The organism is Nocardiopsis sp. M1B1, assembly GCF_052466615.1.
The window spans coordinates 2,371,598-2,397,838 of the sequence record NZ_CP196194.1 but is presented as its reverse complement, the minus strand read 5'-3'; the positions used below and the strand labels follow the sequence as shown (position 1 = coordinate 2,397,838).

The window sequence follows — 26,241 nt, the reverse complement described above, 5'->3', positions numbered from 1 at the left end:
GACATCTGGAACGGACAGACTACGGCGTCCCGACGCCGTCCGGGACGGGAAGGGCCGCCCCGTCCGCGTTCCGGTGCGCGTTCCGTTCGGGACGCCCCGGCAGCGCCGCGTAGACCGCCGTCGTGCTCAGCAGCAGCCCGGTGGCGAAGTACATGACGTACACCACCGCCCACGGGGGCACGAGGAACGCCAGGACCACGGCCGTGAGGGCCAGCGGCACCAGGGCGAGGAGCAGCGACCACAGCACCCGGCCGCCGCCGCGCGCGTCGGCCAGGTGTGCGCCCGCCGTGCACAGCGGCATGACCAGGCCCAGGAGCTGGACGGGCCCGTAGAGGGCGCCGAGTCCCATGGTCAGCAGCGTCAGCCCGTACGTGGCGTCCGGAAAGGCCGTCATCAGACCCATGAGCAGGGCTGTGAGCACCGCGCCGTGGACCACGAGCGCGATCAGCCACCGCAGCGCCCACAGGGTCGTCCTCAGCCACGGGGGTACCCGTACCGTGTCGCGCACCGGTGGTCCGCCTCTCTCGGTGGAGCGCGGGGCCCGACCGGCGCGGCGGCAGGCGCTCGGGCGGCCGGAAGCGGTGCGGACGCACCGCGGGCCCCGTCTGACGGGAACACTAGCCCGGGGTCTCCCCGGGCCCGGTCCGGGGTCCGGTCCGAGGCCGACGCCACGGAGCGCGCGGGTCGCCGGGTGTGGGGGCCGGTCGCCGGGGCGTCGGTGCCCAAGGCCCGCGCCAAGAGCGCGCGGGCGCCGGGACCGCTCACCGACGCACGGGCGGCCCCCGGGACGTGGCGCACCCGCGGGTGGGGGCCGCGGTGGAGGTTTCGGGTCACCCGTCCACGGACGCAGCACGGGTATGCGGGTCGGCGGGGGCGCGGCCGAGCCCGCGGGGCGCCGCGGGGCGCTTCTCAGAGCGTGACGGGGCCGTAGGAGTTCAGCGCCTCCACGATCTGGCGCTCCTCGTAGTCCAGGTGCGCCTCCACCTCGGCGGCCAGGCGCTCGACCTCGTCGCGGACCCCGGCCGCGTCGTCGCCGTCCATGAGCACGCGGATGCGGTCCAGCGACCTGCTGACGACCACGTGCTCCCGGGTCAGGCGCTCCAGGACGGGCGCGAGCCCGGGGTGGCTCTTCGCCAGTCCGGGCAGCACGCCCTCGTCCTCGGCGGTGTGGTGGCCGTGCAGGAAGTCGCAGAAGGACAGGCACTTCTTGCGCAACTGCTCGTCCAGGGGCGCCGGGCCTCCGGAGGGGCCGCCTCCCCCGGCGAGGTCGCGGCGCAGCGAGGCGAGTTCGCCCCGCAGCATGTCGTGGATCTTGACGAGCTGGTCGCCCAGCGCCTCGATGCGCTGTCCTTCGGGTACGGGGGCGGCGGTCCGGTCGCTCATGGGTTCTCTCCCGGTGGAGGGGTGGGGTCGGCGAAAAACGCCAGTGATGGCATAGTGCCAGTGACTGGCAGATTTAAGCAACGGGTTTTTCCCGGCCCCGGAGGGACCGCCGTATCCTGGCCCGATGACCGCCGAGCCCTTCCGGAACGAGGAGTCCGCGCTCCCCCTGCGCGAACGCAAGAAACTGCGCACGCGCCGGGTGCTCACCGACACCGCCCTGCGGATGTTCCTGGAGCGTGGCTTCAACCAGACCACGCTGGACGACCTGGTGGCCGCGGCCGAGGTGTCGGTGCGCACCTTCTTCCGCTACTACTCCTCCAAGGAGGAGGTCGCCCTGGCCGCCGAGGGTGAACTCTGGGAGGCCTACGCCGCCGAGGTGGAGCGCATGAGCGTCACCGGCCCCGTCCTGCCCCTCCTTCGCGACTGCTACGCGGACGCGGTGCGCGGCCTGCCGGACGACTGGACCGAGCGCTACCTGGCCACCCGGAAACTGGTCGCACACAACCCGGCGCTGGGCGCGCACCACGCGGGCGCCGTCCAGGGCCTCCAGGTGCGGCTGACCGAACTGCTGGAGGACAAGACCGGCGTGGACAGCCGTACGGACGTGCGGCTGCGGCTGGTCGGTGAGATGGCCCTGTCCGCGGTGCGCTACGGAAGCATGAACTGGGTGCGCGCCTACCGGCACAGCGAGCGCACCGGCGACGCCGGGACGCTCGTCGCCGAGGTCACCGCCGCCTTCGACGCCCTGCCCCGCGCGCTGACCCTGTCACCGGACACGCTCCCGCCTTTCGGCTGAACCGGCGGGCGCCGGGAGCCCCGCCCGCATACCCCGAGGCCGTCCGGGGTAGGCGAGGGTCCGTCCCACCAGGCGCCGCCGCGCCACGGCCGGAGGAGAGGGTGTACGCGATGACACGCCGTTTCGACGTCGGTGACCATGTGAGCTGGAACTCCGAGGCCGGACGGGTATCCGGCACGATCACGAGGATCCACACCAGCGACTTCGAGTTCATGGGCCGTACGCGCCGCGCCTCCGAGGACGAGCCGCAGTACGAGATCAGGAGCGACAAGACCGACCACGTCGCCGCGCACAAGGACGGGGCCCTGACCCGGATCTCCGGCGACGGCTGACCGCGATGGCGCCGCCGTTCCTCACCGTCGGCCACTCCGACCGCACGTTCGAGGAGTTCGCCGCACTGCTGCACGAGAACGGCGTGCACGTGGTGGTCGACGTGCGCAAACTCCCGGGTTCGCGCCGCAACCCGCAGTTCGACGAGGACGCCCTTTCCAGGGCCCTGCGGAATGTCGGCGTACGTTACTCGCGCGTCGCGGAACTCGGTGGACGGCGTCCGGTCGCCAAGGACGTCTCCCCCGAGGTCAACGGGTTCTGGCGCAACCGCAGCTTCCACAACTACGCCGACTACGCGCTTTCAGCCGGGTTCGGATCGGGGCTCGCCCGGTTGCGTGAGGCGGGTGCGAACCACCGCGCCGCCGTGATGTGCTCGGAGGCGGTCTGGTGGCGGTGCCACCGGCGCATCATCGCCGACCACCTGCTCGCCCGAGGCCACGAGGTCCTCCACGTCATGGCCGCCCACCGCGCCGACGCCGCCCGTCTCACGCCGGGGGCCGTCGTGCACGCCGACCGCACCGTCACCTACCCGGCGCGGTCCCCGGACGCGAACGACGGCGGGGACGCCCGGACGGACGGGGCGCCCCGGGGGTGACGGGAGCCCGGACCGGCCGGGGCGCACCGCGCCGAGGGCCACCGGCGCATGCGGACCGACCGTACCGGCGGGCGGTCGGGAGCGGGCGTGCGAGGGCCGCGTCCACTCATCCGGGCGGGCACCGGATGTCGTCGTCCCCCCGTTCCCACGCGACACGCGAACAGCACGAAACACCCGCCGGGGTTCGTCGCGCCCCCGCCCCGCACGACACGCCGACGTCCCGAAAGGCCCGCCGGAAGCGGTACTCGGCGCGAAGGACGGCCCCGGTGGGCTCCGCCGAACCCTCTTCTGGTTAACGTACGGGTGTTCCACCCGGCCGCGGGCCCCCGGCGACGGTGCCGGTTCTTGCGCCCCGGCACCACGCCTGACCGACCAGGAGGAGTGCGCCATGTTCCGCAAAGTGCTCGTGGCCAACCGGGGCGAGATCGCCATCCGCGCGCTACGCGCCGGTTACGAGTTGGGCGCCCGCACCGTCGCCGTCTTCCCCCACGAGGACCGCGGCTCCCTGCACCGGCTCAAGGCCGACGAGGCCTACCAGATCGGCGAACCCGGCCATCCGGTGCGCGCCTACCTGTCCGTGGACGAGATCGTGGGCGCCGCCCGCCGGGCCGGGGCCGACGCCGTCTACCCCGGCTACGGCTTCCTGTCGGAGAACCCCGAGCTGGCCCGCGCGTGCGAGCGCGCCGGGATCACCTTCGTGGGCCCGCCCGCCGACGTGCTGGAACTGACCGGCAACAAGGCCAGCGCCGTGGCCGCCGCCCGGGAGGCGGGCGTGCCAGTCCTGGAGTCCAGCGAGCCCTCCGACGACGTGGAGGCGCTGGTGGCCGCCGCGGAGCGGATCGGCTTCCCGCTCTTCGTCAAGGCCGTGGCCGGAGGCGGCGGGCGGGGCATGCGCCGCGTCCAGGAGCCCGAGCGGCTGCGCGAGTCGGTGGAGGCGGCCATGCGCGAGGCCTCCGCCGCGTTCGGCGACGCCACCGTGTTCCTTGAGCGCGCCGTGGTCGATCCCCGCCACATCGAGGTGCAGATCCTCGCCGACGGCGAGGGCGGCGTCGTGCACCTCTACGAGCGCGACTGCTCCCTCCAGCGGCGCCACCAGAAGGTCATCGAGCTGGCCCCCGCGCCCAACCTCGACCCGGACCTGCGCGACCGCATCTGCGCGGACGCGGTGCGCTTCGCCCGCCGGATCGGCTACCGCAACGCGGGCACGGTCGAGTTCCTGGTCGGCGCGGACGGCAGCCACGTCTTCATCGAGATGAACCCGCGCATCCAGGTCGAGCACACGGTGACCGAGGAGATCACCGACGTGGACCTGGTGCAGTCCCAGCTGCGGATCGCCTCCGGCGAGACCCTGTCCGACCTGGGCATCTCCCAGGAGGGCGTCTACGTGCGCGGCGCGGCGCTGCAGTGCCGCATCACCACCGAGGACCCCGCCAACGGCTTCCGCCCCGACACCGGGACCATCAGCGCCTACCGCTCCCCCGGCGGCTCGGGCATCCGCCTGGACGGCGGCACCTCCGCGGCGGGCACCGAGATCAGCCCGCACTTCGACTCGCTGCTGGTCAAGCTCACCTGCCGGGGGCGCGACCTGGCCACCGCGGTCAGCCGGGCGCGCCGGGCCGTGGCCGAGTTCCGCATCCGCAGCATCGCCACCAACATCCCCTTCCTCCAGGCGGTGCTGGACGACCCCGACTTCCAGGCGGGGCGGATCACCACCTCCTTCATCGAGGAGCGCCCGCACCTGCTGACCGCGCGGCCCTCCGCCGACCGCGGCACGCGCCTGCTCACCTACCTGGCCGACGTCACGGTGAACAAGCCGCACGGGGAGCGCCCCCAGCTGGTGGACCCCGCCACCAAGCTGCCGCCGCTGCCCGAGCCCGCCGGGCCGCCGCCCCCGGGTTCGCGCCAGCGCCTGGCCGAGCTGGGCCCGGAGGGGTTCGCCCGGTGGCTGCGCGAGTCGCCCAACCTGGGCGTCACCGACACCACCTTCCGCGACGCCCACCAGTCGCTGCTGGCCACGCGGGTGCGCACCCGCGACCTGCTGGCCGCGGCGCCCGCGGTCGCGCACACCCTGCCCGAGCTGCTGTCCCTGGAGTGCTGGGGCGGCGCCACCTACGACGTGGCGCTGCGCTTCCTGGCCGAGGACCCCTGGGAGCGGCTGGCGGCGCTGCGCGAGGCGGTGCCCAACATCTGCCTCCAGATGCTGCTGCGCGGGCGCAACACCGTGGGCTACACCCCCTACCCCACCGAGGTGACCGACGCGTTCGTGCGCGAGGCCGCCGAGACGGGCGTGGACGTCTTCCGGATCTTCGACGCGCTCAACGACGTCGAGCAGATGCGCCCGGCCATCGAGGCCGTGCGCGCGACCGGGACCTCGGTGGCCGAGGTGGCGCTGTGCTACACCTCGGACCTGTCCGACCCGGGCGAGAAGCTCTACACGCTGGACTACTACCTCAAGCTGGCCGAGCGGATCGTGGAGGCGGGCGCGCACGTGCTCGCGATCAAGGACATGGCCGGCCTGCTGCGCGCTCCGGCCGCCGCGAAGCTGGTCACGGCGCTGCGCAGCGAGTTCGACCTGCCGGTGCACGTGCACACCCACGACACCCCGGGCGGGCAGCTGGCCACCTACCTGGCGGCGGTCAACGCCGGGGCGGACGCCGTGGACGGCGCGGTGGCGTCGATGGCGGGCACCACCTCGCAGCCGTCGCTGTCGGCGATCGTGGCCGCCTTCGACCACTCCGAGCACGCCACGGGCCTGAGCCTGGACGCGGTCAACGAGCTGGAGCCGTACTGGGAGGCGGTGCGCCGGGTCTACGCGCCCTTCGAGGCCGGGCTTTCCTCCCCCACGGGCCGGGTGTACCACCACGAGATCCCGGGCGGGCAGCTGTCCAACCTGCGCACGCAGGCGGTCGCGCTGGGGCTGGGCGAGCACTTCGAGGAGGTCGAGGCGATGTACGGCGCCGCCGACCGGATGCTCGGGCACCTGGTGAAGGTCACCCCCTCCTCCAAGGTCGTGGGCGACCTGGCCCTGCACCTGGTCGGCGCGGGGGTCTCCCCGGCCGCCTTCGAGGCCGACCCCGGGCGCTTCGACGTCCCGGACTCGGTGGTGGGGTTCCTGCGCGGTGAGCTGGGCGTCCCGCCGGGCGGGTGGCCCGAGCCCTTCCGCACGCGGGCGCTCCAGGGGCGTTCCGAGGCGCGGCCCGCGCAGGAGCTGAGCGAGCAGGACCGCGCGGGGCTGGCCGAGGACCGGCGGGCCACCCTCAACCGGCTGCTCTTCCCCGGCCCGACGCGGGAGTTCGAGGAGCACCGGGCGGCCTACGGCGACACCAGCGTGCTCTCCAGCGCGGACTTCTTCTACGGCCTGCGCGCGGGTGAGGAGTACGCGGTGGACCTGTCGCCGGGCGTGCGGCTGCTCATCCAGCTGGAGGCGGTGGGCGAGGCCGACGAGCGCGGCGTGCGCACGGTGATGGCCACGCTCAACGACCAGCTGCGCCCGCTCCAAATCCGCGACCGGGCCCTGGCCTCGCAGGTGCGGACCGCCGAGAAGGCGGACCGCAACGACCCCGGGCAGGTCGCGGCGCCCTTCGCGGGCGCGGTGACCCTGACGGTCGCCGAGGGCGACGCGGTGGAGGCCGGTGCGACGGTGGCCACCATCGAGGCGATGAAGATGGAGGCCGCGATCACCGCGCCCGTGTCGGGGACGGTCACGCGGGTGGCGGTCGACCGGGTGCAGAAGGTGGAGGGCGGCGACCTGCTGGTCTGCCTGGGCTGAGCCCGGCACCAGGACGGCAGGGCGGCCGTTCGTCCGGGCCCGGCGGGCACCTGCGGGTGTCCGCCGGGCCCTCTGCCGCCCGAGGGCTCGGCCGGAGAAGTGGCGGCTCCGGCCGGAGCCCGGCCGGAAGGAAGTCCTCGAAGACCCCGGAACGCGCCTTGCGGCCCCGACATCCGGCGGGCCGGGTGGTCCCTACGCGCCCGGCCGAGGTCACATGCCGGTCAACTGGACGCGGACAGGACCGTGAAGGACCCGCGCGCCATGGAATAGGCCTCCCACAGGCTGGCACCGGTGTAGCTTGCCGCCGCCATCCCGGTGATCTGCTCGTCGCCGTTCACCGCCACGGTGTTGGTCAGATGACGGAACAGTGGAGCGTCCGACATGGAGTCCCCGTAGGCCACGCAGTTCTCGGGCCCCACTCCCCTGCGCAGACGTTCGCGCTCCACGATGTCCACCTTGTCCTCGGGAGTCAGAATGTCACCGGAGACGATGGGAGAGGCGAAGGGTAGCGGCGGGAACCGCGACGCGACCACCTCGTCGAAGCCGAACCGGAGCAGAAGGCGCGCGTAGAAGTCCGGGGACATGCTCACCACCATCGAGTACTCCCCCCGGGAGCGGATGTCGTCGCACACCCGGGGGATGTCGGTGAGAAAGGGGCTCTGCTCGAATGCCGTGAGGACGTCGTCCTCCGTCAGGGCGCTCCAGAGCCGGTGCACCCCCCGCGCGAAGTCGGGCGTGTCGATCTCCCGTCGGCGGAAACTCGCTTCCAGGTCCACCAACTGCTCCTCACAGCGCAGGGCCCGTGCGATCTCCAGGCTCGCGGTGGTCTCCCTCAGGAGCGTTCCGTCCATGTCGAATACGTGTAGGTAGGTCACGTGCTCCCCGCTGAGACGGTTGGGACACTCGGTACGGACGCCTTCGGCCGTGCCGTACGGAGCGGCCCGGCGGCCGCTTCCCATGCTCGCAGAGCGGAGCGCTCTTCACGCCCCGGCCGGAAGCGGGACCGGGCCTGCCTCGTCCTGGCCCTCGGTGGCGGCCCCGCGACTCGCGGGACGCCCGCCGGTGCCAGAGAACAGCCTGCAGCGCGCTGCCAGACACAGCGCCACGTCCTCCGACAGCTCCAGGACAATCACGTCATCAGCGCGGTGTGACCTCGGGAACCACCGCCATGCCGCCCCGCCTGGTTCCGTTCCGGCTACCCCGTACTGCGGTCGTAGCTCCAGGACCTGCCCGTCCCCCGGTACTCCTCCACGGGGATGGGCGCCGACCCTTCGGCCATCCGGTCCTTGTAGGTCATACCGTGTAGATGGTCCACCTCGTGCGCCACCAGGCGGGCCAGGGCGTCCGTGAACACGGTGATGACCGTAGCCCCGTCGACCAGGGTGTGCTCGACCTCGATACGGCGTGAACGTGGAACGAGCCCTCGCACGTCGAAGAAGCTCAGGCACCCCTCATACTGGGAGTCGGTCTCACCGGACTCGTTGATGATCGTCGGGTTGAGCAGGACCACCGGAGCGGCGTCGGGGTCCGGTGGGAGCACGAGGGCCGCTGCCCGGTCGATGTCGATCTGCGGCGCGGCTAGCCCCATGCCCTTGCCGAAGTGGTGGTGGTCGCGCACACGCTGGACAGCGCGGTGCAATTGATCGACGGCATCCGCGGCCTGCTTCGCCTCGCAAGGGAGGCGAAAAGGACTCGCGGCCCGTGTGAGTATCTCCTCGCCCTCCTGAGCGATCCCCGCCGCACGCATACGGTCGCTGGCGGTACGGAGAGACGGGCGCGTGCCGGTTTCCTGAGCGGTGTCGTTGCGCCAGCGCCACTCCAACCGGTACCGGGCTCCGATCGGCGGATCGTTCGTGTGCCAGGTGAAGGACACCTCGTTCTCGTCCTCCCCGCACTGTATGGCCGACCGCAGCGGTACGGCCGCGGCCGTGGTCGAGGTCTCGGTACCCCAGACATCGGGGCCCAGCGCAGCCGGGAAGCGCAGTTCCACGCTCACGGCCCGGGTCGGCAGCCGGATGGCGCGCTGGAACCACTGCCCCCACTGGTCGGAGCCGACGACGTAGGAGTATTCGAGCAGCGCGGACCGCCCCGGGTAGAGGGGAAACATCGAGTGCTCGTTCTCGAAGCCCAACCAGACCTCCTTGAAGGAGTCCCTGTCGTGCTTGGGCACGCAGGTCATGGGTTCACCGTCACAGGAGGCGGTCAGGTTCAGCCGCTCCCATGTGAGCGGATGGTTGCGGTAGAGCTCGTTCGACAGTTCGGGGCGACCCGGATAGCGATCGACGCTGATGCGTACCAGGTAACGGGTCACCGGTTCGTTACCGCCGTTGACCACGCGGCGCCGCATGGACGCGGTGTAGGTTCCCTCGTGGTAACGCAGTTCTGCGTGGTCGAGATCGACGAACAACTCACCGTTTCCAGCGGAAGCGGGCTGTGCTCCAGGAGTCCCCTGCCAGAACCGCCAGAGGTCTCCGCCGGTAGACAGCTTCTGCTCCGCCAGGCGCGCGAACTCCTCACTGGCGGGGTAACGCCCGGACTCGACATGGCTGATGTAGGAGGGGTCGAAGCCCATCGCCCCAGCGAGGGCCTTCTTCGTCAGGCGGCGCAGCTTGCGCCAGTGGGCGAGCGCGGTACGGAAGTCGGCGGGGGGAGGGGTGGTCATACCGCTGATTATCGCGTACACGGAGCGTGAGCGGCTGAGTGAAACGTGACTGAGCCGGTCTCATTCTGGCCTCACGCCGCCGGTGCCGGTTCTACTCGAAGTACCGTCGCCGCCCCGCCCGTCTCCGGCTTGTCGGAGCGGGTGGAGTCCCCCTGATCGAGGAGGTGTCCGTTGACCGTGTTCGCCACCGAGCACAAGTCCGCTCCCCGTTACCTTGATGTCGCAGCGAACACCCATGGCGAGGAGAAGGCGTTCCTCGTGTTGCGGGCGCTGGAACAGGTGGGGGCGCAGCGTCCCCACGTGGTGGAGATCGGCCCTGGCGGAGGAGCAGCAGTGCGCTTCCTGGCCTCCCGGCTGCGGGAGAACCGGAATGGGCCGAATTCCGTGGACCTGACCCTGGTGGAGGTCCCCGGTGTCACCTCGCACGCGCTGTCACTAGCCGTCGCCGAGTTCAACGAGGTCGGCGACTGCGTGCTCGCCCACGGTTTCGCCCAGGATCTGGAGTCACTCCTGCAGCGCCCCGCCGACGTCGTCAGCGCCTCGTCACTGGTGCACGAGGTCTACTCCTACGGGGGCGGCTATGGCGGCCTGCACGCGCTCATACGCGTGCTCGGCTCGGTGATCGAACCCCACGGATACTTCGTCTACAGGGACCTGTTCTCCGTTCGGGACCGGAGCCTGCACGAACGGGTCACACACGCCTACGACGCGCCCTCCTGGCTGCGGTTCCTGCGCATGTTCACTCCGCACTACCTGGATCACGGCAGGCACCCCTACCACCACATTCACGATCAGGTGTTGGCCCGCCAGAACTCACGACTCGTGGAAGTGGCGGATCTGGACGTGGGGATCTGCGCCGTGGTCAGCGCCCCCATCGGATTGTTCCGCGAGATCCAGCGTCACTACATCACCTTCCGCGACCACGTGTGGCGCTCCGGAGCCCTGGGCTTCGTCCCCGTACTGGACGGCCAGCTGTCGGCGGAATGGCTGGACGCACGCACCGGACACAAGCTCGTGCACTACGCTCTCGTCGGCACCGAGTGGTTGCCCGGGGCCTACCAGGACATGCTGGAGGCGCTCAGCGAACCCTACGCCGACCACCGCACCGTGGACGGGGACATCTTCGATACGTGCACCGACGTGGCACTGAACGCCTTCCTGACCGCTGCGGAGGAGGGCGACGCGGAGTGCTCCCAGGTCTGGAACGAGTGGAGCGCCCGCGAGGGGCGTGAGACCTACGCCTACCTGACGACCGACGAACTGCTCACCGAGTTCGCGGTCAGTTCCGCGCAGGCGAACCCCGGTCGTCCGACCGTGCTCCTGCCCTCCGGAGCCGAGGACATCGTGGTCAGGCAGCGCCACTACTACAACCGGTACCTGACCAAACGGCTCGCCAACCCCCTCTGGGACGCCAAACAGCTCGTGCTGTTCCGTAACATCCCGGTGTCGGATTCCGTGATGCTGACCAAGGCACTGGCCGGTGCACGAGAGTCGTTCAGCAAACACAACCTCGCCCGCGTGTACGCGGCCCTCGCCCCTGGAAGGGGATGAAGTTCCCGATGCCGTTGGTCGAGGTCGAACGCAAGCGCGCGTTGCGGAGCCGCGAGGTCCTGGAGCGACGGCTGGTCGAACTGGGCTTCGTCGCCACAGGACCGACAGCAGAGGTCGACACCTACTACAGCAGGCCCGACGTCGACTTCCTGGAGACGGTCGAGTGCCTGCGGGTCCGTGAGCGTGACAGCGGGTGCGAGGTCACCTACAAACCCGCCTCCGACACCACCACCCGCACGGCAGGCGGTGTCATCGCCAAGCAGGAGACGAACGTCGTGCTGGCGAACGCCGACCAGGCCGTGCACGCCCACGGTCTGTTGGAGGCGTTGGGCATGGTCCCGCTGACCCGTGTGGAGAAGTCGCGCAGCTGCTACCGAGCTCCCGGCCAGCCGGATCTGTCGGTGGTGGTGGACGTGATCGCCGGTCTGGGGGTGTTCGTCGAGGTCGAGATCGTCTCGGAGAGTGCCCGGGAGGAGGCCGTGCGGCGGTTGGAGGAGACCGAACGGCTTCTGGGCCTGCGGACTCACCCGGTGGTGGCTCTTCCGTACCGGGACCTGGTACTGAAGGGACAGGCGGACACGGAGGCCGACTCCCTCGCCGACGCTCCGGAGTGAGGTGCCGTCTCGGACACGCGGCACCTTCGGTCTGCACGCTGCCCTGACGTCCCGCCTCAACTCCCCGGACCCCTGGGAGGCCGCACCGGCCGGAGCCGGGCGCGACCTTGCGGGGGCGCTGTCCGTCCGGAGCTCGGGCGGGGGTTCCTCCGGACCGGACGAGGACTGGGCCGCAACCGGCCGCGGAAGGGCGGGAACCCCACGTGTCCCGGCGGCGTCGGAACGTGTCGGTAAACCGCTGACACGAGAACGAAGGCTCCCCCTTTGGCTTCCCTGCACCGCCACGGCGCCCTGACCCTCCTCGCGGCCCTGGTCCTGACCACCGGCTGCGGCCCCCAGCTCGACCTCCGGGAGAGTTCACGCTTGGAGGCCCTGCTGCCCTCCCCGAACGCCTACCCCGACGGGTTCGACGTGGACGATCTGGACGTCGACGAGATCCAGGGGGTGGACTTCGGCGGCGAGGCGGGCGCCGACGACTTCGGCGACGTGGAACCGGCCGAGTGCGGTGCCGTCCTCAACGGGGGCACCGGGCGGCTGCCCGCGGGGGCCGTCGAGGGGGCGGCGCAGATCGCGACCCCGCCCGGTTCCGCGCGGAGCTCAGCCGTCTACGGCTACGTCCTGGTCTCGGGGGACTTCGGCGACGCCCCGGTCGAGGGCACCGGGTTCGGGAACCTGCTGGACACCTGCTCCAGGATGAGCGTGTCCGCGAACGGAGGGGTCGAGGGCGCGCTCGTCTCCAGGGACTCGCCCTCCCTTCCCGAGGGCGGCGGCATGTTCTCGGTGACCCTGTACGGCGAGCGCTCGCACATGGCGGCGAGGACCGCGTGGGGCCAGGTCGGAGAGGTGTACTTCGTCCTCGTGGGGATGCGCACGAGCGGCTACTCGGACGTGTCGTCCACGGAGCTCATGGAGGCCTGCCGGGAAGACGACTTCAGCGAGGAGTGCCGCGACGCCCACCGGGCTCAGGTGGACAGGGAGAGGGACGCCCTGATGGAGGAGGAGTTCGAGGAGGTCCTGTCCCGCGCGGTGGAGAAGCTGGAGCGCGCCGCCTGAACCGGCGGGGCAGTACCGCGCCGGGCCGGGGACCGGCGGGACGGCGACCGGAACCCGGCGGGGTGGCGGCGGCCACACCGGGGCGCCGCGTACCCTCGAAGGCGTGAGGAACACGCTCGACGACCCGGCGGTCCTGGCCGCCCGGATGCGCGAGGTCCTCGGCTCGGGCCCGGTGGTCGCGCTGACCGGCGCGGGCCTGTCCACGGACTCGGGCATCCCCGACTACCGCGGCCCGGACTCACCGCCGCGCAAGCCCATGACCTACCAGCAGTTCGTCGGCGACGCCGCCTTCCGACGCCACTACTGGGCCCGCAACCACGTGGGCTGGCGCCACGTGCACCGGACCCGCCCCAACGACGGCCACCGAGCGCTGGCCGCGCTGGAGGCGGGCGGCGCCCTGGCCGGCGTCATCACCCAGAACGTGGACACCCTGCACGGGGCGGCGGGCAGCAGGCGGGTGATCGACCTGCACGGCCGCTACGACCGCGTCATCTGCCTGGCCTGCTCGGCCGTGACCTCCCGCGAGATCCTGGCCGGGCGTCTGAGCGCGCTCAACCCCGACTTCGCCGACGGGGTCCCCGACGTGGAGATCGCCCCCGACGCCGACGCGGTCCTGGCCTCCACCGAGGGGTTCCGCGTGGCCGACTGCGAGGGCTGCGGCGGCGTGCTCAAGCCCGACATCGTCTACTTCGGCGAGAACGTGCCCAAGGCGCGCGTGCTGGAGGGCTACGCGATGGTGGACGGCGCGCGGGCGCTGCTGGTGGCGGGTTCGTCCCTGACCGTCTTCTCGGGGCGGCGCTACGTCAAGCGCGCCGTCGAGCAGGGCAAGCCGGTGGTGGTCCTCAACCGGGGCGCCACCCGCGCCGACGACGTCGCCGCGCTCACCGTCGACGCGGGCTGCTCCGAGGTGCTCACCGCCCTGGTCCACGCCTACGAGGCCGAGGACGCCGCCCCGGCCTGACCCGGACGCCGGCCGTCACCGCCGCGGTCCTCACCCCTTCCCGCCCGGTTACGTTTTCCACAACCCCGAGAACATATCCGTACACTCCCCGTAGTCTTGGGAGGTCGGCGCCGTGTCCCGGAAGGGAGGCCGCGTCGGCCCCGATGACGACGTCCCCCGGGGAGGACCGACTGTGGGTGCGATGGACGAGGCCGCTGTACGCGCGGAGCGCACGGACCTGCCGCTGAACCAACTGGTGGCGTCGGCGATGCTCATGCACGCCGTCGTCGCGATAGTCGAACTGGACGTGGTGGAGGACCTGGCGGACGGGCCGCGTCCGGTGGCGGACCTGGTCCGCCGCACCGGGGTCTCCGAGCAGACCCTGTCGGCGGTGCTGCGGGCCGGGACGGTGAGCGGGCTGCTCTCGGAGCCGGAGGCCGGGTCGTTCGCCCTGACCGCAGCGGGCGGGCACCTGCGCGCCGGGGACCCCAGCGGCCTGTACGACCTCTTCCGGATGTGCACGCACGGCGCCTTCCTCCAGGCGTGGACCTGCCTGTCGCAGGCGGTGCGTTCCGGCCGTACGGCCTTCGAGGTGCACACCGGCCACCCGCTGTTCGCCTACCTGGAGCAGGAGCGGGGGGACGCCGAGGCCCTGTTCCGCAGGGCGATGGTCACGTCCGTGGCCGCCGACACCCTGCTGGAGAACGTGGACCTGTCCGGGGCCGAACGCGTGGCGGACCTCGGCGGTGGAGAGGGCTCGATGCTGGCCGCCCTCCTGCGGCGCCACCCGCGCATGGAGGGGGTGCTGTTCGACCTTCCGCACGTGGTGTCCGGGGCCGGGCCGCTGCTGCGGGAACGGGGCGTGGCGGACCGGTGCGCCGTGGTGGGGGGCAGCTTCTTCGACGGGGTGCCGACGGGGGTGGACGTCTACCTGATGGCACGGGTGATGCAGAACTGGCCACGGCCGGAGGCGGTACGGATCCTGCGCAACGTCCGCGCGGCGATGGGTGAGCGGTCCCGGCTGCTGATCATCGGGCACCTGCCGCAGCGGGAGGGCACCACCCCCTTCCTCCAGGCGATGAGCCTGTACATGCTCGTGCTCTACGGAGCCCCGCTGCGCACGGCGGAGGAGTACCGGGAACTGTTCGCCGAGACCGGCCTCGCGCTGCACGCCGTGCACCGGGTCGAGGACGGGGAGTCGGTCATGGACGTCCGCCGCGCGTAGGGGCCCCGTCCCGTCCGGGACGACGCCCCAGCCGCAACCGCTCCGTCCGGTGGCGCCCCGCCCGGGGCGCCACCGGACGGCGGTCACGGGGACGCCAGCGCCTCCGCTTCCGGGGAGGTACGGCACCGGAGGGCCGGGCGGACGACCACGTGGGCCTGTCCGGGGTGGAAGCAGGAGGTGACGCCGCGCAGCGCGGACAGGATCGGCAACAGGTCGTGGTAGCAGGACACCGAGGACGGCACCTCCAGTACCTCGGGGGTGCTGAGCAGGAAGGGCAGTTCGGCGCGCAGGTAGGCCAGCCCGGCGCGCAGCCTGGCGCCCTCCGGGTCCGGCTGGGCGCCCACGACCCGGCGTACGTGCTCCTCCCAGCAGCGGCGGATGCGGGGATCGGCGGCGTACTCCCGGTCGAGGCGCCGCTCGACCGCCCGGTAGCCGGGCAGACGCGTGCACTGCGACAGGGCGAGGACGCGCACGTCCGCCCCGGCGGCCGACTCCGCGGCCGCCGACTCCACCGCGCGCCGGATGCGCCGCCGCACGTCCCTGAGCGTCCTGTTCGCCCGGACCGCGGCGTGCTCCCTGCTGCTGCCGGACGCCATGTACATGGCGTCCAGGTGCAGGTCGGTGTAGAGCACGTCGACCCGGGCGAAGCGGCCCCGCGCCCAGCACAGGAGCCGTGCGATCCGCTGCTGGCTGAAGTAGCTGTTCCCGGCGCTGATGCCGATGAGGGCGTGCTCTCCGCGTTCGAACACGCGACGGCAGGAACCGGTGAAGGGCAGGACGTCGAAGTCGTCCGGGGGCTCCGGGGGCGGCTCCGGCTCAGTCGGGGATGACATCGGGATCCTCCAGGACGGATGCCAGCCGATCGCACAGCTGGTCGAGCAGGGTGTCCAGTTCGTGGTCGCCCATCGCCCCGCACATGACGTCGTCCATCCGGCCGCGCAGGGCGTCGAGTTCGGGGTGGTGCGGGCCGGTTCCGGCCGCGAGGGCGAGGACGCGCCGGGCGGCGTCCAGACAGCGGAACGTGCCGTACTGCCGTGGTTCGTCCAGCAGGCCGCGGCCGCTGCTGAGCAGGTAGGCGGAGAGCAGGAGGAGTTCCTCGCCGACCTGTCGGACCTCAGGTTCCCCAGCGCTCATGGCTGACCACCTCGTTCCGGTCTCGTCGGGGTGCGGGGGCGAGCGGCCGGGCGGGGTGCCCGATCGGAACCAGGAGCAGGGGTTCCAGGTGGTCGGGCAGGCCCAGGAGCCTGCGGACGGGGCCGGCGCGAAAACTCCCGGACGGGCACCCGCCCAGCCCCAGGCAGTGGGCCGCCAGGAGGAGGTTCTCCACCGCCATCGCGACGCAGAGCATGCCCTCGTCCCAGGAGTCCCTGGAATCCCTGGAATCAGTGGAGCCGCCTGAGCCCCCCACGGCGCGAGAGCGGTCGAAGCAGGCCGCCACGACCAGGGGCGGGAGTTCGATGATCCCGGGGGAGAAGGCGCGCAGCAGCCTCAGCCTCCGCCGCTCGCGGACGGCGACGAAGGCCCACGCCTGCTTGTTGGACGCCGAGGGGGCGGCGAGCATGGCGTCCAGCATGGGGGCGAGGAGGGAGTCGTCCACCGGCCGGTCGGTGAAGGCGCGTACGGCACGGCGGGTGGTCAGGGTCTGGAGGGCGTGTGATGACCGCTGAGAGGGGCACAGGTTCGCATCCGTATCACTCGAACCTGTGTCCACAGTATGCGATTTTCTAAGCACGCTCCGTAGTTTACCCTGTTATACGGCTCCATGGATGCCGCATAGGCGCATCTGGCCGCCCCTCTCCGCACCCCGGAGGGGCACCCCTGAAAGGACCGCGATGTCCGCATCCGCACCCCCGAGTCCTTCGGCCACGAAACTGTTCGAGCTCATCACCGCCAGCTGGGTGGCGGCCGCCGTGAGCGCGGCGGCCGAACTCGGCGTCGCCGACGCCATGACCTTCAAGCCCCTGCCCGTCGAGGAGATCGCCGAGAGGATCGACGCCGACGCCGACGCCCTCCACCGCCTCCTGCGCGCCTGCGCCGACCTCGACCTGGTCGAGGAGGGGCCGCGGCGGCACTTCGCCCTGACCGGGCTCGGCCGCGCCCTGCGCGGGGACGCGGCCGACTCCATGCGCGGCTACGCCCGGTGGGTCGGCAGCCAGGCCGAGCGGTCCACCATGGCCCACCTGGCCCGGGCGGTGCGGACCGGGCGCTCGGTGTTCGAGGAGGTGCACGGCCTGACGGCCTGGGCCTACCTGGACGAGCACCCCGAGACCGCGGCGGTCTTCGACGAGGGCATGACCGACATCTCCGCCCAGCTCACCCGAGGCGTGGCGGGCAGCTACGACTTCGGCGCGCACCACACCCTCGTGGACGTCGGCGGGGGCCGGGGCAGGCTGCTGGCCATCGTGCTGTCGGCCCATCCAGGTCTGCACGGCGTGCTCTTCGACCGGTCCGACGTGGTCACCCACGCCGAACCGGTGCTGGAGGGCGTCCGTGAGCGGTGCCGCGTCGTCAGCGGGGACTTCCTCTCCTTCGTCCCCGAAGGGGGCGACGCCTACCTGCTGTCGAACGTCATCCACAACTGGGGCGACCAGGACGCCGCGCGGATCCTCTCCCACTGCCGCGAGGCGATGACCCGCGACGGGCGCGTCCTGCTCGCGGAGGTGGTGGTGCCCGACTCCCCGGGTCCCGCACGGACCGCCAAGTTCATGGACCTGAGCATGCTCGCCCACTGCGACGGCAAGCAGCGCACCAGGACCCAGTTCGCCGAGCTCTTCGAGCAGGCCGGACTGAAGTTGACCCGCGTCCTGCCCAGTTACGGGACCAGCATCGTCGAGGGGGTGCGCGCCTGAGCGGCGCGCCGGTGCCGCCACCGTGCCCGTGCGCGCCGCCGACCCCGGCGCGCACGGGCACGGCTCAGCCCTCGTGGACGGCGGCGAGGAAGTCCAGCAGGGCCGCGTTGACCTCCTCGGGGCGCTCCTGCTGGGTCCAGTGGCCGCAGCCGGGCAGGGTGACGCCGGCGTGCAGCCCCGGTGCGACCAGCGACAGGTTCTCCAGGAGTTCGGGAACGCCGCGCATGGCCCTGACCAGGTCCTTGTCCCCGCCCACGTACAGCGCGGGCACGTCGATGACGCGCCCCTGGAAGGGCGACATGAGCCCCTGGTTGCGGTCGATGTTGCGGTACCAGTTGAGCGGACCGGTGAAGGCGCCGGGGTCGGAGTAGTCGGCCGTGAAAGCGGCCAGGTCCTCCTCGGTGAGCCAGGAGGGCAGCTCCTCCGGTTCGGGCAGGGAGCCCAGCGCGCTCTCGCCCTCGGGCACAATCCACAGCCGGGGCTGGTCGAAGGGGGCGTCGCCGGAGGCCCCGACCAGGAGGCGGCGCAGGGTCGATGCGGGGTCGGCGGCCAGCTCGGCGTCGGCGACGCCCGGCTCCTGGAAGTAGGCCTGGTAGAAGCCGTCACCGTAGACGGCGCGGGAGGACGAGACCGACGGCATCATGGCGGGCGGAACGGGCGGAACGCTCAGGCCCGCCACGCCGCGGACCAGGTCGGGGCGCATCATGGCGGTGGCCCAGGCCACCGGCGCCCCCCAGTCGTGGCCGACCACGACCGCGCCCTCCTCCCCCAGCGCGGAGACGAGGGCGACGACGTCGCCGACCAGATGGGGCAGGGTGTAGACGTCCACCGCCTCGGGCCGGTCGCTGCGGGCGTAACCGCGCTGGTCGGGTGCGACCACGCGGTACCCGGCCCCGGCCAGCGGGGCGAACTGGTGGCGCCAGGAGTACCAGCTCTCGGGGAAGCCGTGCAGGAGCAGGACGAGCGGTCCGCTGCCCTGCTCGGCGACGTGCAGCCGGATTCCGTTGACCTCGACGTCCCTGTGTTCCACGTTCATGGTGTACGTGCTCCTCGTCGCTGAGGGGTGGGGCCACAGTCACGCTATACCGGCGGGACCGGCTCCTCCAGGCTCCCTCGGGGGCGGGGGCCGGACGTGTCCCCGGGCGGGCGCCTCCTCCCACCTGCGCCGCTTGAAGTGGAGCGCGCTCCAGTACCTAGAGTCCGGTCCATGACCACACCACAGCGAAGGATCGGCTCGGGCTTCGGCGGGCGCAGCACCGCGCGCGAGGTCCTGGACGGAATCGACCTGACCGGACGGCTGGCCGTCGTCACCGGCGGGTACTCGGGCATCGGACTGGAGACCACCCGGGCCCTGGCGGAGGCGGGCGCCCGCGTCGTCGTTCCCGCGCGGCGGCCCGAGGCGGCGGCCGAGGCCCTGTCCGGGATCGGGGGCGTGGAGGTCGACGGCCTGGAACTGTCCGACCAGGACGACGTGCGCGCCTTCGCCGAACGCTTCCTCAAGACCGGCCGCGCGATCGACGTCCTCGTCAACAACGCCGGGGTGATGGCCTGCCCCCAGGCCGTCGCCGGACCCGGCTGGGAGTACCAGTTCGCCACCAACCACCTGGGGCACTTCACCCTGGTCAACCGGCTCTGGCCGGCCCTGGCCGAGGGCGGGGCGCGGGTGGTCTCGGTCTCCTCCAGCGGGCACCAGGCCTCGCCGATCCGCTGGGAGGACCCGTGGTTCGCCCGGGGCTACGACCGGTGGCTGGCCTACGGGCAGTCCAAGACGGCCAACGCGCTGTTCGCCCTCCACCTGGACCGGCTGGGGGAGCCCTTCGGCGTGCGGGCCTTCTCCCTGCACCCGGGCGCGATCCTCACCCCCTTGCAGCGGCACATGACGCGGGGGGAGATGGTCGACGCGGGGTGGGTCGACGGGAACGGTGAGCTGGTCGACCCCCGGTTCAAGACGCCGGAGCAGGGGGCGGCCACCCAGGTGTGGGCGGCCACCTCGCCGCGGCTGGCCGGGATGGGCGGGGTGTACTGCGAGGACTGCGACGTCGCCGTGCCCGCCGGAACCGAGGCCGGTACGGAGGGCGTGCGCGACCACGCGGCCGACCCCGCGCAGGCCGAGCGCCTGTGGGCGTTCTCCGCCGAGCTGACCGGGGAGAACGCGCTCGCCTGAGCGGCGGCCGGTCGCGTCCCGTGCCGCGGTCCGCGGGGCCGCGCCCCGTGGGCGGCGGCACGGGATCACCACCGAAGCCCCACAACCGACATATTTCTCATGAAAGGAATTCCACCCGGGCGGCCCGCGATATTCCATATCCGTAGAACACTGTTTCCTCTGAAGTCGGGCGGAGGGGAAAACCTACGGTCCGGTCCCCTCCCGAGCCGACCGGCACCGCGGCGCGCGTGCGCCCCCTACCGCTGCGGCGTGAAGCGCGCCGGGAGCTCGAACAGTCCGCGCATCCACAGCGACGGCCGCCACTCCAGGCGGTCCGGGGGCACCGCCAGCCGCACGTCCGGCAGCCGGTCCAACAGGCTCTCCACCGCCGTGCGGGCGATCGTCTCCGCGACCTCCGGTGCCGGGAAGGGGCACCCGTGCTCGCCGTGGCCGAAGGACATCTGCGCGCGGTTGCCGCCGTAGACGTCGGGGAGCCCCGCGTGCAGGCGGGGGTCGGCGTTGGCGGCCGACAGCCCCAGCACCAGCATGTCGCCGCGCCGGATGCCGCGGCCGCCCAGTTCACAGGCCTGCACGGCCCACCGGCCGATGAAGTTCTGCGTGGGGGTGTTCTTCCACAGCACCTCGTTGAGGGCCTCCCCCGCGCTGCTGCGCCCGCCCCGCAGGACGAGGGAGAACCGGTCGTCGGTCAGCATCAGGCGCAGGGCGTTGCCGATCCAGTTGCCGGTGGGCGCTTGGGCCGCGACGAGGACCACCAGCAGGTCGACCACCGCCTCGACGTCGCTCAGCCCCGCCGGGTGCAGCAGCAGCCGCGAGGGCACGTCGTCGCGGGGCTCGGCGCGGCGGTCGGCGACCAGGGCGTCCAGGCGGGCGTGCAGGCGCCGGTGGGCGCCGCCCGCGTCCGCGGTGACGTCGAGCGAGAGCACGACGTCGCGCACCAGCGCCGGGACCTCCGCCTCCGGCAGGCCGTAGAGGCGGGCGACCACCATCGCGGGGATGTGGTGGGCGTACTGCGAGACCAGGTCGGCTTCGCCCTCCGCGCGGAAGGCGTCGACGAGGGTGTCGGCGGCCCGCTGGCACAGGGCCCTGAGGTCGGTGCGGTCCACGGCGTCCAGGGCGTCGCCGATCGCGCCCGCGCGCCGCTGGTGCTCGGCCCCCTCGGCGAACATGACCGAGGGCGTCCACATCACGTAGGGCAGGAGCGGCCAGTCGCGGCCGACGCGGTCCCACTGGTTCCAGCGGCGGCAGTCGCGGGCGAACCACTCGGGCCTGCTGGTGACGTGGTGCAGCTCCCGGTAGCCCATGACGAGCCACGCCGGAACGTCGCCGTCGAGCAGCACGGGCGCGACCGGGCCGTAGCGCCCGCGCAGCTCCTCGTAGAGCCCGGCGGGGTCGCGTGCGATGTCGGGACCGTAGAAGCGGGCGGCGCCCGCGTGGTCCGGGGAGGGGGGCGGCGGGCCGCTGCTGGCCGGTGCCGCGGCCTCCGGGCCCGGGGTGTGGTTCACGTCGTCTCCTCCTGGGTCGGCGCGGACGGGTACCCGGCCACGGGTCCGGACACGTGCTGGACGAGGGTGATCAGGACGTCGCGGCTGGACTCGCGGCTGCGGGCGTCGCAGTCCACCACGGGGACCCGCTCGGACAGGTCCAGGGCGCGGCGCACCTCGGGCAGGGCGGGTCCGGGGCCGAAGCGGTTCACCGCGACGACGAAGGGCGTGCGGTGGTGTTCGAGCCGGTCCACGGCGTACCAGGAGTCCTGGATGCGGTCGGTGTCCACGAGCACGACCGCGCCCAGGCTGCCCTCGAACAGCTGGTTCCACAGGAACCAGAACCGCTTCTGGCCGGGGGCGCCGAAGAGGTAGAGCACACGCCGCTCGTCCACGGTGACGCGCCCGAAGTCGAAGGCCGCGGTGGTGGTGCGCTTGTCGCGGACGGCGCTGATGTCGTCGATCCCGGCGCTGGCCCGGGTCATGACCTCCTCGGTGCTCACCGGGCACATCTCGCTGACGGAGCCGACCAGGGTGGTCTTGCCGACGCCGAACCCGCCGACGACGACGATCTTGAGCGCGTTGTCGGCCGTCGCGGCGAGCGGGGCCCGGCGCGGCTGGGCCGGCCGTTCAGAGTCGTTGGAGGGCAAGGAGCACCTGCTTCAGGGTCTCGGGGTCGTGTCCGCCCTCCTGCCGGGTGGGGACCACCGGGTGGCGGGCCGTCACCCGCCCCGTGTCCAGCAGGTCCAGCAGGAGGATCCGCACGACGCTGACGGGGAGCCGCAGCTCCGCGGACAGCTCCACCACGGCGGTCGGGTACGCGCACAGGCGCAGGATCGCGGCGTGCTCGGACTGCATGCCGGGCGCGGGGTCGCACTCGGCGACGACGAGGGTGACCGGGTCGAGGGCGCGGGTGTCCGCGTCGGAGCGCCCGCCGGTCACGGTGTACAGGCGGTCGGGGGCCTCTCCCGGGAGGGAGTCGTGGTGGGTCACCGCTGCTCGGCGCCCGCGCGGGCCCGCTCACCGCGGCGCGGGGCGGCCGTCAGGAAGCCGCCGATCCGCTCGACGAGTTGGTTCATGCTGTGGCCGATCACGCCGACGTCGGCCTCCCCGTCGGCGATCACCGCCAAGTGGGCGCCCTCCCCGGCGCGGATGATGAGCAGGACGCCTCCGCCGAACTCGGCCATGGCCTGGCCCGCGCCGCCGCGGTCGCCGAACTCGGCGGAGGCGCTCAGGGACAGGCTCTGGATGCCCGCGGCGATGGCGGCGAGCTGGTCGGCGCGGTCGGTGTGCAGTTCGCGGGTGTGGCACATCCTGAGTCCGTCCCTGGACAGCACGAGCACGTGGCGGATGCCGGGTGTGCGGTGGCGCAGGTTCTCCAGAAGCCAGTCGAGACTGGTGTCCATGGTGTTCATCGGGGTCGCGGGGCAGCCGCGCGCGGGTCCGGTCGCGTGCCCCTCCCTCCGTTTCTCTTCTCTACTCTTCGGCTCGTTGTGGCTGGCGGGCGCTGCGGAAGGACGCGAACCTGGTGCCGGGGTCGCCGCCGGGCGCGGGCGCGGCCGGAGCCGCGGAGAGCTGGTCGGGCTCCTCCCGCAGCGCCGCGGCCAGGGTCTGGCCGCGCCGCCGCCGGGGCAGCCCGGAGGCGGCCTGGGAGGGCGCGGGAGCGGTGCCGGGTCCCGGGGCCGCCCCCGTCCGGAGATCCGGCCCCGAAGCCGGAGAGGACCCCGCGGGGCGCCGGGGGTGGTGCCCGGCGCGCGGGCCGCCGTGCGCGGGTCGGGACTCGGTGACCAGGTGCGGCGGCACGAGGACGACGACGCCGACGCCGCCGCGGGCCGAGGGGCGGAAGCTGACGCCGAGCGCGTGCTTGTCGGCCAGTCGTCCCACGACCGCCAGGCCCGTGCGGGTGCCCCGCAGCGTGGACAGGTCCCGGGGCTCGGTGACCAGGCTCTCGGCCAGCCTGCGCTCGCGCACGCGCATGCCCAGTCCGCTGTCCTCGACGGTGACGGACAGGCCGGTGTCCTCCTCCTGGACGTAGACGTGCACCTCGGTGCCGTGGGCGGAGAAGTTGGCGGCGTTGTCCATGAGTTCGGCCAGGGCCTGCATGACGCCCTCGGCCGCGTGCCCGGCGATGGAGGCGGTGCTGGTGTTGTGCAGGCGCACGCGACGGTAGGCGCTGATGCGGCCCATGGCTCCGCGCAGGATGCTCTCCATGACGATGGGCCGGGTCCAGCGGCGGCCCGAGCGGCCCCCGGCCAGGACGACGAGGCCGTCGGCGAGGCGGCCGGTGCGGGAGACGCCGTGGTCGATGTCCAGGAGGTCGCCGAAGATGCCGGGGCTGTCGCCGTAGCGGTCCTGGAGTTCGCGGAGCCTGGCCAGCAGGGAGGTCAGGTGGGCCTGGACGCGGGCGCCGGAGGCGGCGGTCGCCTCCATGGCCGAGGCGGAGCGGCGGTCGGAGGCCAGCAGCTCCTCCAGCGTGTGCGCGCGCAGGCGGGCGAGGGCGTCGTGGACGGGGGGCAGTTCCTCCCCCAGCGTTTCGGCGGCGCCGACGCGGTCCTCGCGGATGCGGGCGACCATGAGCGGCAGACCGACGCGGTCGAGGTCGGCGATCTGCTCCTCCAGCGCGGTGCGCCGGGCCAGGGCGTCGGCGGCGCGCACGCGCGCGGTGTCGAGTTCGGCGGTGACGGCGTGGGTGAGCCTGTGCAGCGCGACGTGGCGGGGCTGGGGGTGCTCGTCGAGGACCTCGCGGGCGGCGCGGCCCGCGCGCAGGCCCTCGACGAGGGCGGGCAGGAGCTCGTCGACCAGGTGCTCGGCCTCGCGTTCGAGGGCCTGGGCGGTGGTGTCGACCCGGGTGCCGTGCTCGCGGGCGGCGCGGGCCGCCGCGGCCTGGTGCGCCGCCGCGGTGACGGCGGCGCACAGGGCGGCTCCGGCCGCGCCGACGGCCAGGGCCACGCTCTGGCGGGCGTCGGGGTGAGCCGTGACGACCGCCCAGGACCAGGCGGGGGCCGCCAGCGCGGTCACGGCGAACAGGGCGACCAGGGCCTGTCGTCCGGGGCGCGGTGGCCGCCGTCGTCGGTCGGACGGGTGAACTGGCATGGGCGGGTTCCTCGCGGGGCAATCGCGCGAAGGGAGCGGGGCCGTGCCCGGTCCCGTCGCCCGGTCTCCGGGCAGGGGAGGTCCACCCGGTTTTCCCTCGGGGAATTCGAGGGCGGACGGAAATCACCGTAGACCACGGGCGAAAGGCACGTGGGCTTTCTCGCGAGGAACCCCGGTCAGACGGCGGAGAAGTGCGGCATCCCGCTTTTTCCGCTCTTCTTAATCCTGACATAACCCTGCATTGCGCGCTTTTCGCACGGATGCCCGGTTCAGGAGAAAAGGAGGAAGACCGCGAGGACCACCGCCAGGAAGACCAGCGCGCCGATCGCGGAGTGGCGCCGGGAGGCGGCGCCCGCGTCGTCGGCGCGCGCGGGCAGGCCGGGCCAGCACAGCACCGCGGCCGCGGCGGCCCCCGCGCTCAGGGCCACGTCCAGGTACCAGACCGCCACGGGGAAGGACGCCCACGTGGTCAGCAGCAGCGAGAGCACCAGGAAGAAAAGGGTGTGGGCCGTCCGGTTCAGCACGTCCCAGCGGTCCGCGAAGCGGAACCTGCCCCGGCCGCGGAGCCGCAGGAGTACGTCCGCCGCGCTCAGGACGCAGATGCCGTTGAGGAACGCGGCCCCGGCGTAGGTCAGCACGTCCATCACGCTCATCGGGCGTCCTCCCCCGTCAGCAGCTCCAGGACGGGACCTTCCAGTCCGGTGGTCGTGTTGCCGAAGGCCAGGACCGCGCGCCCGCCCTCCCGGTCCAGGGCGACCATGGAGGAGAAGCCGCCGGTGCCGCCGTTGTGCCAGGTGACCTCGGTACCGCCGTGCTCCTGCGTGATCCAGGCGAACCCGATCCGCTGGTCCGGCCCGTCGTCCCAGCGCGGTTCCAGGGCCGCCGCGCCCGGCGCGGCGCCCTCCAGCAGCGCCCCGGCGAAGCGCGCCATGTCGGCGGGGGTGGAGCGCACTCCGCCCGTGGGCGCGTAGGCGCGGGCCAGCCAGGGGTCGGCCCGGCGCCCCCTGTCGGTGTAGCCCCGGGTCGCGCCCTCGGGCAGGTCGTCCCCGGAGTCGGGCAGGGTCGTGTCGTCCATCCCCAGGGGGTCGAGCAGCCGCTCGCGCAGGAGGGTGGCGTAGTCGGTCCCGGCGGCGTTGGCCAGGGCGTGGCCCAGGATCGCGGTGCCCATGTTGGAGTAGTGGGACTCGCCGCGGTCGGACAGCTCCGCCGCGGCCACTTGCGCGACCAGGTCGTCGTAGTCGTAGGAATAGGGGTCGTTGCCCAGGTAGGAGGCCGCCACCGAGACCACGATGTCGGACACGCGGGTGGAGAGCCGGGGCAGGCCGGAGCGGTGGCTGGTCAGCTCGGCCAGGGTGACGTCGGCGGCGGGGGCGCCGTCCAGCTCGACCAGCTCCCCGAGCCGGGTGTCGGCGGTGACCTCGCCGCGTTCCATGGCGATGGCGAGCAGCATCCCGGTCATGCCCTTGGTGACCGAGCCGATCTCGTAGTCGGTGCCGTCGTCGGCGCCGAAGTGCGCGAAGCGCGCCCGTCCGCCGTCGACCTCGACGACGCTGACGCGGTCGCGCACGCCCTCGGACAGCAGCGGGCGCGCCCGGTCCAGGAGCCCGGCGTCCCCGGACTCCTCGGCGGACAGGGCGGGTGTGTGCGGCCGTGCGGCGATCCCGAGTACGACGACCAGGACGGCCGCCGCACAGGCGACCGCGACGGTCCCCCTTCTGGCTCTCACGGAACCCTCC

26 protein-coding genes are annotated in these 26,241 nt (G+C 72.8%); 11 read left to right on the top strand and 15 right to left on the bottom strand.

Going from position 1 to position 26,241, the window contains the following annotated elements; translation table 11 throughout:
- Positions 1-19 precede the first annotated feature (19 nt).
- The gene (locus ACSTA4_RS10360; protein WP_444963336.1) at positions 20-508 is read right to left on the bottom strand and encodes a hypothetical protein; all 489 of its coding nucleotides are present in this window, start codon (positions 506-508) and stop codon (positions 20-22) included.
- 401 nt (positions 509-909) lie between these two features.
- A complete protein-coding gene (locus tag ACSTA4_RS10355) occupies positions 910-1,383 on the bottom strand; it encodes a hemerythrin domain-containing protein (RefSeq protein ID WP_444963335.1) in 474 nt (157 codons plus the stop codon).
- Between the two features lie 124 nt (positions 1,384-1,507).
- Here ACSTA4_RS10355 and ACSTA4_RS10350 point away from each other — a divergent pair, with 124 nt between their 5' ends.
- From ACSTA4_RS10350 to ACSTA4_RS10335, 4 genes are all read left to right on the top strand, one after another.
- Positions 1,508-2,179 (top strand): TetR family transcriptional regulator, encoded by a 672-nt coding sequence (locus tag ACSTA4_RS10350; protein ID WP_444963334.1) that lies wholly within the window; start codon positions 1,508-1,510, stop codon positions 2,177-2,179.
- A gap of 110 nt (positions 2,180-2,289) precedes the next feature.
- The gene (locus ACSTA4_RS10345; RefSeq protein ID WP_444963333.1) at positions 2,290-2,511 is read left to right on the top strand and encodes a DUF2945 domain-containing protein; all 222 of its coding nucleotides are present in this window, start codon (positions 2,290-2,292) and stop codon (positions 2,509-2,511) included.
- Between the two features lie 5 nt (positions 2,512-2,516).
- The gene (locus ACSTA4_RS10340) at positions 2,517-3,104 is read left to right on the top strand and encodes a DUF488 domain-containing protein (RefSeq protein WP_444963332.1); all 588 of its coding nucleotides are present in this window, start codon (positions 2,517-2,519) and stop codon (positions 3,102-3,104) included.
- Between the two features lie 388 nt (positions 3,105-3,492).
- The gene (locus ACSTA4_RS10335) at positions 3,493-6,873 is read left to right on the top strand and encodes a pyruvate carboxylase (protein ID WP_444963331.1); all 3,381 of its coding nucleotides are present in this window, start codon (positions 3,493-3,495) and stop codon (positions 6,871-6,873) included.
- Positions 6,874-7,094: 221 nt separating this feature from the next.
- On the opposite strand, the gene ACSTA4_RS10330 is transcribed toward ACSTA4_RS10335, so the two are convergent.
- Both ACSTA4_RS10330 and ACSTA4_RS10325 read right to left on the bottom strand, forming a co-directional pair.
- Complete coding sequence (locus ACSTA4_RS10330) at positions 7,095-7,748, bottom strand: HAD family hydrolase (protein WP_444963330.1); 654 nt, start codon at positions 7,746-7,748, stop codon at positions 7,095-7,097.
- A gap of 320 nt (positions 7,749-8,068) precedes the next feature.
- Positions 8,069-9,535, bottom strand: coding sequence for a peptide deformylase (locus ACSTA4_RS10325; protein ID WP_444963329.1), 1,467 nt, complete (start codon positions 9,533-9,535; stop codon positions 8,069-8,071).
- Between the two features lie 171 nt (positions 9,536-9,706).
- Between ACSTA4_RS10325 and ACSTA4_RS10320 the strand changes: the two genes are divergently transcribed.
- The 5 genes from ACSTA4_RS10320 (at position 9,707) to ACSTA4_RS10300 (ending at position 14,918) form a co-directional block, all read left to right on the top strand.
- The gene (locus ACSTA4_RS10320) at positions 9,707-11,086 is read left to right on the top strand and encodes a hypothetical protein (protein ID WP_444963328.1); all 1,380 of its coding nucleotides are present in this window, start codon (positions 9,707-9,709) and stop codon (positions 11,084-11,086) included.
- 8 nt (positions 11,087-11,094) lie between these two features.
- On the top strand, positions 11,095-11,700 hold the full coding sequence (gene cyaB, locus ACSTA4_RS10315; RefSeq protein ID WP_444963327.1) for a class IV adenylate cyclase: 606 nt from the start codon (positions 11,095-11,097) through the stop codon (positions 11,698-11,700).
- A 264-nt stretch (positions 11,701-11,964) separates the two neighbouring features.
- Positions 11,965-12,753 (top strand): hypothetical protein, encoded by a 789-nt coding sequence (locus ACSTA4_RS10310; protein WP_444963326.1) that lies wholly within the window; start codon positions 11,965-11,967, stop codon positions 12,751-12,753.
- Between the two features lie 103 nt (positions 12,754-12,856).
- A complete protein-coding gene (locus ACSTA4_RS10305) occupies positions 12,857-13,714 on the top strand; it encodes an NAD-dependent protein deacetylase (protein WP_444963325.1) in 858 nt (285 codons plus the stop codon).
- A 181-nt stretch (positions 13,715-13,895) separates the two neighbouring features.
- A complete protein-coding gene (locus ACSTA4_RS10300) occupies positions 13,896-14,918 on the top strand; it encodes a methyltransferase (protein WP_444963324.1) in 1,023 nt (340 codons plus the stop codon).
- Between the two features lie 83 nt (positions 14,919-15,001).
- Here ACSTA4_RS10300 and ACSTA4_RS10295 read toward each other — a convergent pair whose 3' ends face one another.
- The 3 genes from ACSTA4_RS10295 to ACSTA4_RS10285 are packed head-to-tail and all read right to left on the bottom strand — an operon-like array spanning position 15,002 to position 16,557.
- Positions 15,002-15,751, bottom strand: coding sequence for a tRNA-dependent cyclodipeptide synthase (locus ACSTA4_RS10295; protein ID WP_444963323.1), 750 nt, complete (start codon positions 15,749-15,751; stop codon positions 15,002-15,004).
- Positions 15,735-16,052 carry a DUF6092 family protein gene (locus ACSTA4_RS10290; protein WP_444963322.1) on the bottom strand — a complete coding sequence of 106 codons (318 nt, stop codon included), beginning with the start codon at positions 16,050-16,052 and terminating at the stop codon, positions 15,735-15,737. The genes ACSTA4_RS10295 and ACSTA4_RS10290 overlap by 17 nt, the downstream gene beginning before the upstream one ends.
- Positions 16,033-16,557: a nitroreductase family protein gene (locus ACSTA4_RS10285; protein WP_444964139.1), complete on the bottom strand. Its 525-nt coding sequence runs from the start codon at positions 16,555-16,557 to the stop codon at positions 16,033-16,035. Before ACSTA4_RS10285 ends, ACSTA4_RS10290 begins: the two co-directional genes overlap by 20 nt.
- Positions 16,558-16,750: 193 nt before the next feature.
- On the opposite strand from ACSTA4_RS10285, the gene ACSTA4_RS10280 reads away from it, so the two are divergent.
- Positions 16,751-17,767 carry a methyltransferase gene (locus ACSTA4_RS10280; protein ID WP_444963321.1) on the top strand — a complete coding sequence of 339 codons (1,017 nt, stop codon included), beginning with the start codon at positions 16,751-16,753 and terminating at the stop codon, positions 17,765-17,767.
- Between the two features lie 64 nt (positions 17,768-17,831).
- On the opposite strand, the gene ACSTA4_RS10275 is transcribed toward ACSTA4_RS10280, so the two are convergent.
- Complete coding sequence (locus ACSTA4_RS10275; RefSeq protein ID WP_444963320.1) at positions 17,832-18,803, bottom strand: alpha/beta fold hydrolase; 972 nt, start codon at positions 18,801-18,803, stop codon at positions 17,832-17,834.
- 171 nt (positions 18,804-18,974) lie between these two features.
- Here ACSTA4_RS10275 and ACSTA4_RS10270 point away from each other — a divergent pair, with 171 nt between their 5' ends.
- Positions 18,975-19,931 (top strand): SDR family NAD(P)-dependent oxidoreductase, encoded by a 957-nt coding sequence (locus tag ACSTA4_RS10270; protein WP_444963319.1) that lies wholly within the window; start codon positions 18,975-18,977, stop codon positions 19,929-19,931.
- 236 nt (positions 19,932-20,167) lie between these two features.
- Here the strand turns inward: ACSTA4_RS10270 and ACSTA4_RS10265 are convergent, their stop codons facing one another.
- From ACSTA4_RS10265 to ACSTA4_RS10235, 7 genes are all read right to left on the bottom strand, one after another.
- Positions 20,168-21,433 carry a cytochrome P450 gene (locus tag ACSTA4_RS10265; RefSeq protein WP_444963318.1) on the bottom strand — a complete coding sequence of 422 codons (1,266 nt, stop codon included), beginning with the start codon at positions 21,431-21,433 and terminating at the stop codon, positions 20,168-20,170.
- Entirely contained in the window at positions 21,430-22,062 is a 633-nt protein-coding gene (locus tag ACSTA4_RS10260) for a GTP-binding protein (RefSeq protein WP_444963317.1), read from the bottom strand. The genes ACSTA4_RS10265 and ACSTA4_RS10260 overlap by 4 nt, the downstream gene beginning before the upstream one ends.
- Positions 22,043-22,405 carry a DUF742 domain-containing protein gene (locus ACSTA4_RS10255; RefSeq protein WP_444963316.1) on the bottom strand — a complete coding sequence of 121 codons (363 nt, stop codon included), beginning with the start codon at positions 22,403-22,405 and terminating at the stop codon, positions 22,043-22,045. Before ACSTA4_RS10255 ends, ACSTA4_RS10260 begins: the two co-directional genes overlap by 20 nt.
- Entirely contained in the window at positions 22,402-22,827 is a 426-nt protein-coding gene (locus ACSTA4_RS10250; protein WP_444963315.1) for a roadblock/LC7 domain-containing protein, read from the bottom strand. The genes ACSTA4_RS10255 and ACSTA4_RS10250 overlap by 4 nt, the downstream gene beginning before the upstream one ends.
- A 61-nt stretch (positions 22,828-22,888) precedes the next feature.
- Entirely contained in the window at positions 22,889-24,505 is a 1,617-nt protein-coding gene (locus ACSTA4_RS10245) for a sensor histidine kinase (protein WP_444963314.1), read from the bottom strand.
- Positions 24,506-24,774: 269 nt separating this feature from the next.
- The gene (locus ACSTA4_RS10240) at positions 24,775-25,158 is read right to left on the bottom strand and encodes a hypothetical protein (protein WP_444963313.1); all 384 of its coding nucleotides are present in this window, start codon (positions 25,156-25,158) and stop codon (positions 24,775-24,777) included.
- A complete protein-coding gene (locus tag ACSTA4_RS10235) occupies positions 25,155-26,231 on the bottom strand; it encodes a serine hydrolase domain-containing protein (RefSeq protein ID WP_444963312.1) in 1,077 nt (358 codons plus the stop codon). The genes ACSTA4_RS10240 and ACSTA4_RS10235 overlap by 4 nt, the downstream gene beginning before the upstream one ends.
- Between the last annotated feature and the right edge of the window lie 10 nt (positions 26,232-26,241).

Bases quoted from the DNA above. Each gene is read 5' to 3' on its own strand.
- ACSTA4_RS10355 (WP_444963335.1), bottom strand. From the start codon at position 1,383: ATGAGCGACCGGACCGCCGCCCCCGTACCCGAAGGACAGCGCATCGAG.
- ACSTA4_RS10350 (WP_444963334.1), top strand. From the start codon at position 1,508: ATGACCGCCGAGCCCTTCCGGAACGAGGAGTCCGCGCTCCCCCTGCGC.
- ACSTA4_RS10345 (WP_444963333.1), top strand. From the start codon at position 2,290: ATGACACGCCGTTTCGACGTCGGTGACCATGTGAGCTGGAACTCCGAG.
- ACSTA4_RS10340 (WP_444963332.1), top strand. From the start codon at position 2,517: ATGGCGCCGCCGTTCCTCACCGTCGGCCACTCCGACCGCACGTTCGAG.
- ACSTA4_RS10335 (WP_444963331.1), top strand. From the start codon at position 3,493: ATGTTCCGCAAAGTGCTCGTGGCCAACCGGGGCGAGATCGCCATCCGC.
- ACSTA4_RS10325 (WP_444963329.1), bottom strand. From the start codon at position 9,535: ATGACCACCCCTCCCCCCGCCGACTTCCGTACCGCGCTCGCCCACTGG.
- cyaB (WP_444963327.1), top strand. From the start codon at position 11,095: ATGCCGTTGGTCGAGGTCGAACGCAAGCGCGCGTTGCGGAGCCGCGAG.
- ACSTA4_RS10300 (WP_444963324.1), top strand. From the start codon at position 13,896: ATGGACGAGGCCGCTGTACGCGCGGAGCGCACGGACCTGCCGCTGAAC.
- ACSTA4_RS10295 (WP_444963323.1), bottom strand. From the start codon at position 15,751: ATGTCATCCCCGACTGAGCCGGAGCCGCCCCCGGAGCCCCCGGACGAC.
- ACSTA4_RS10290 (WP_444963322.1), bottom strand. From the start codon at position 16,052: ATGAGCGCTGGGGAACCTGAGGTCCGACAGGTCGGCGAGGAACTCCTC.
- ACSTA4_RS10280 (WP_444963321.1), top strand. From the start codon at position 16,751: ATGTCCGCATCCGCACCCCCGAGTCCTTCGGCCACGAAACTGTTCGAG.
- ACSTA4_RS10275 (WP_444963320.1), bottom strand. From the start codon at position 18,803: ATGAACGTGGAACACAGGGACGTCGAGGTCAACGGAATCCGGCTGCAC.
- ACSTA4_RS10270 (WP_444963319.1), top strand. From the start codon at position 18,975: ATGACCACACCACAGCGAAGGATCGGCTCGGGCTTCGGCGGGCGCAGC.
- ACSTA4_RS10250 (WP_444963315.1), bottom strand. From the start codon at position 22,827: ATGAACACCATGGACACCAGTCTCGACTGGCTTCTGGAGAACCTGCGC.
- ACSTA4_RS10245 (WP_444963314.1), bottom strand. From the start codon at position 24,505: ATGCCAGTTCACCCGTCCGACCGACGACGGCGGCCACCGCGCCCCGGA.
- ACSTA4_RS10240 (WP_444963313.1), bottom strand. From the start codon at position 25,158: ATGAGCGTGATGGACGTGCTGACCTACGCCGGGGCCGCGTTCCTCAAC.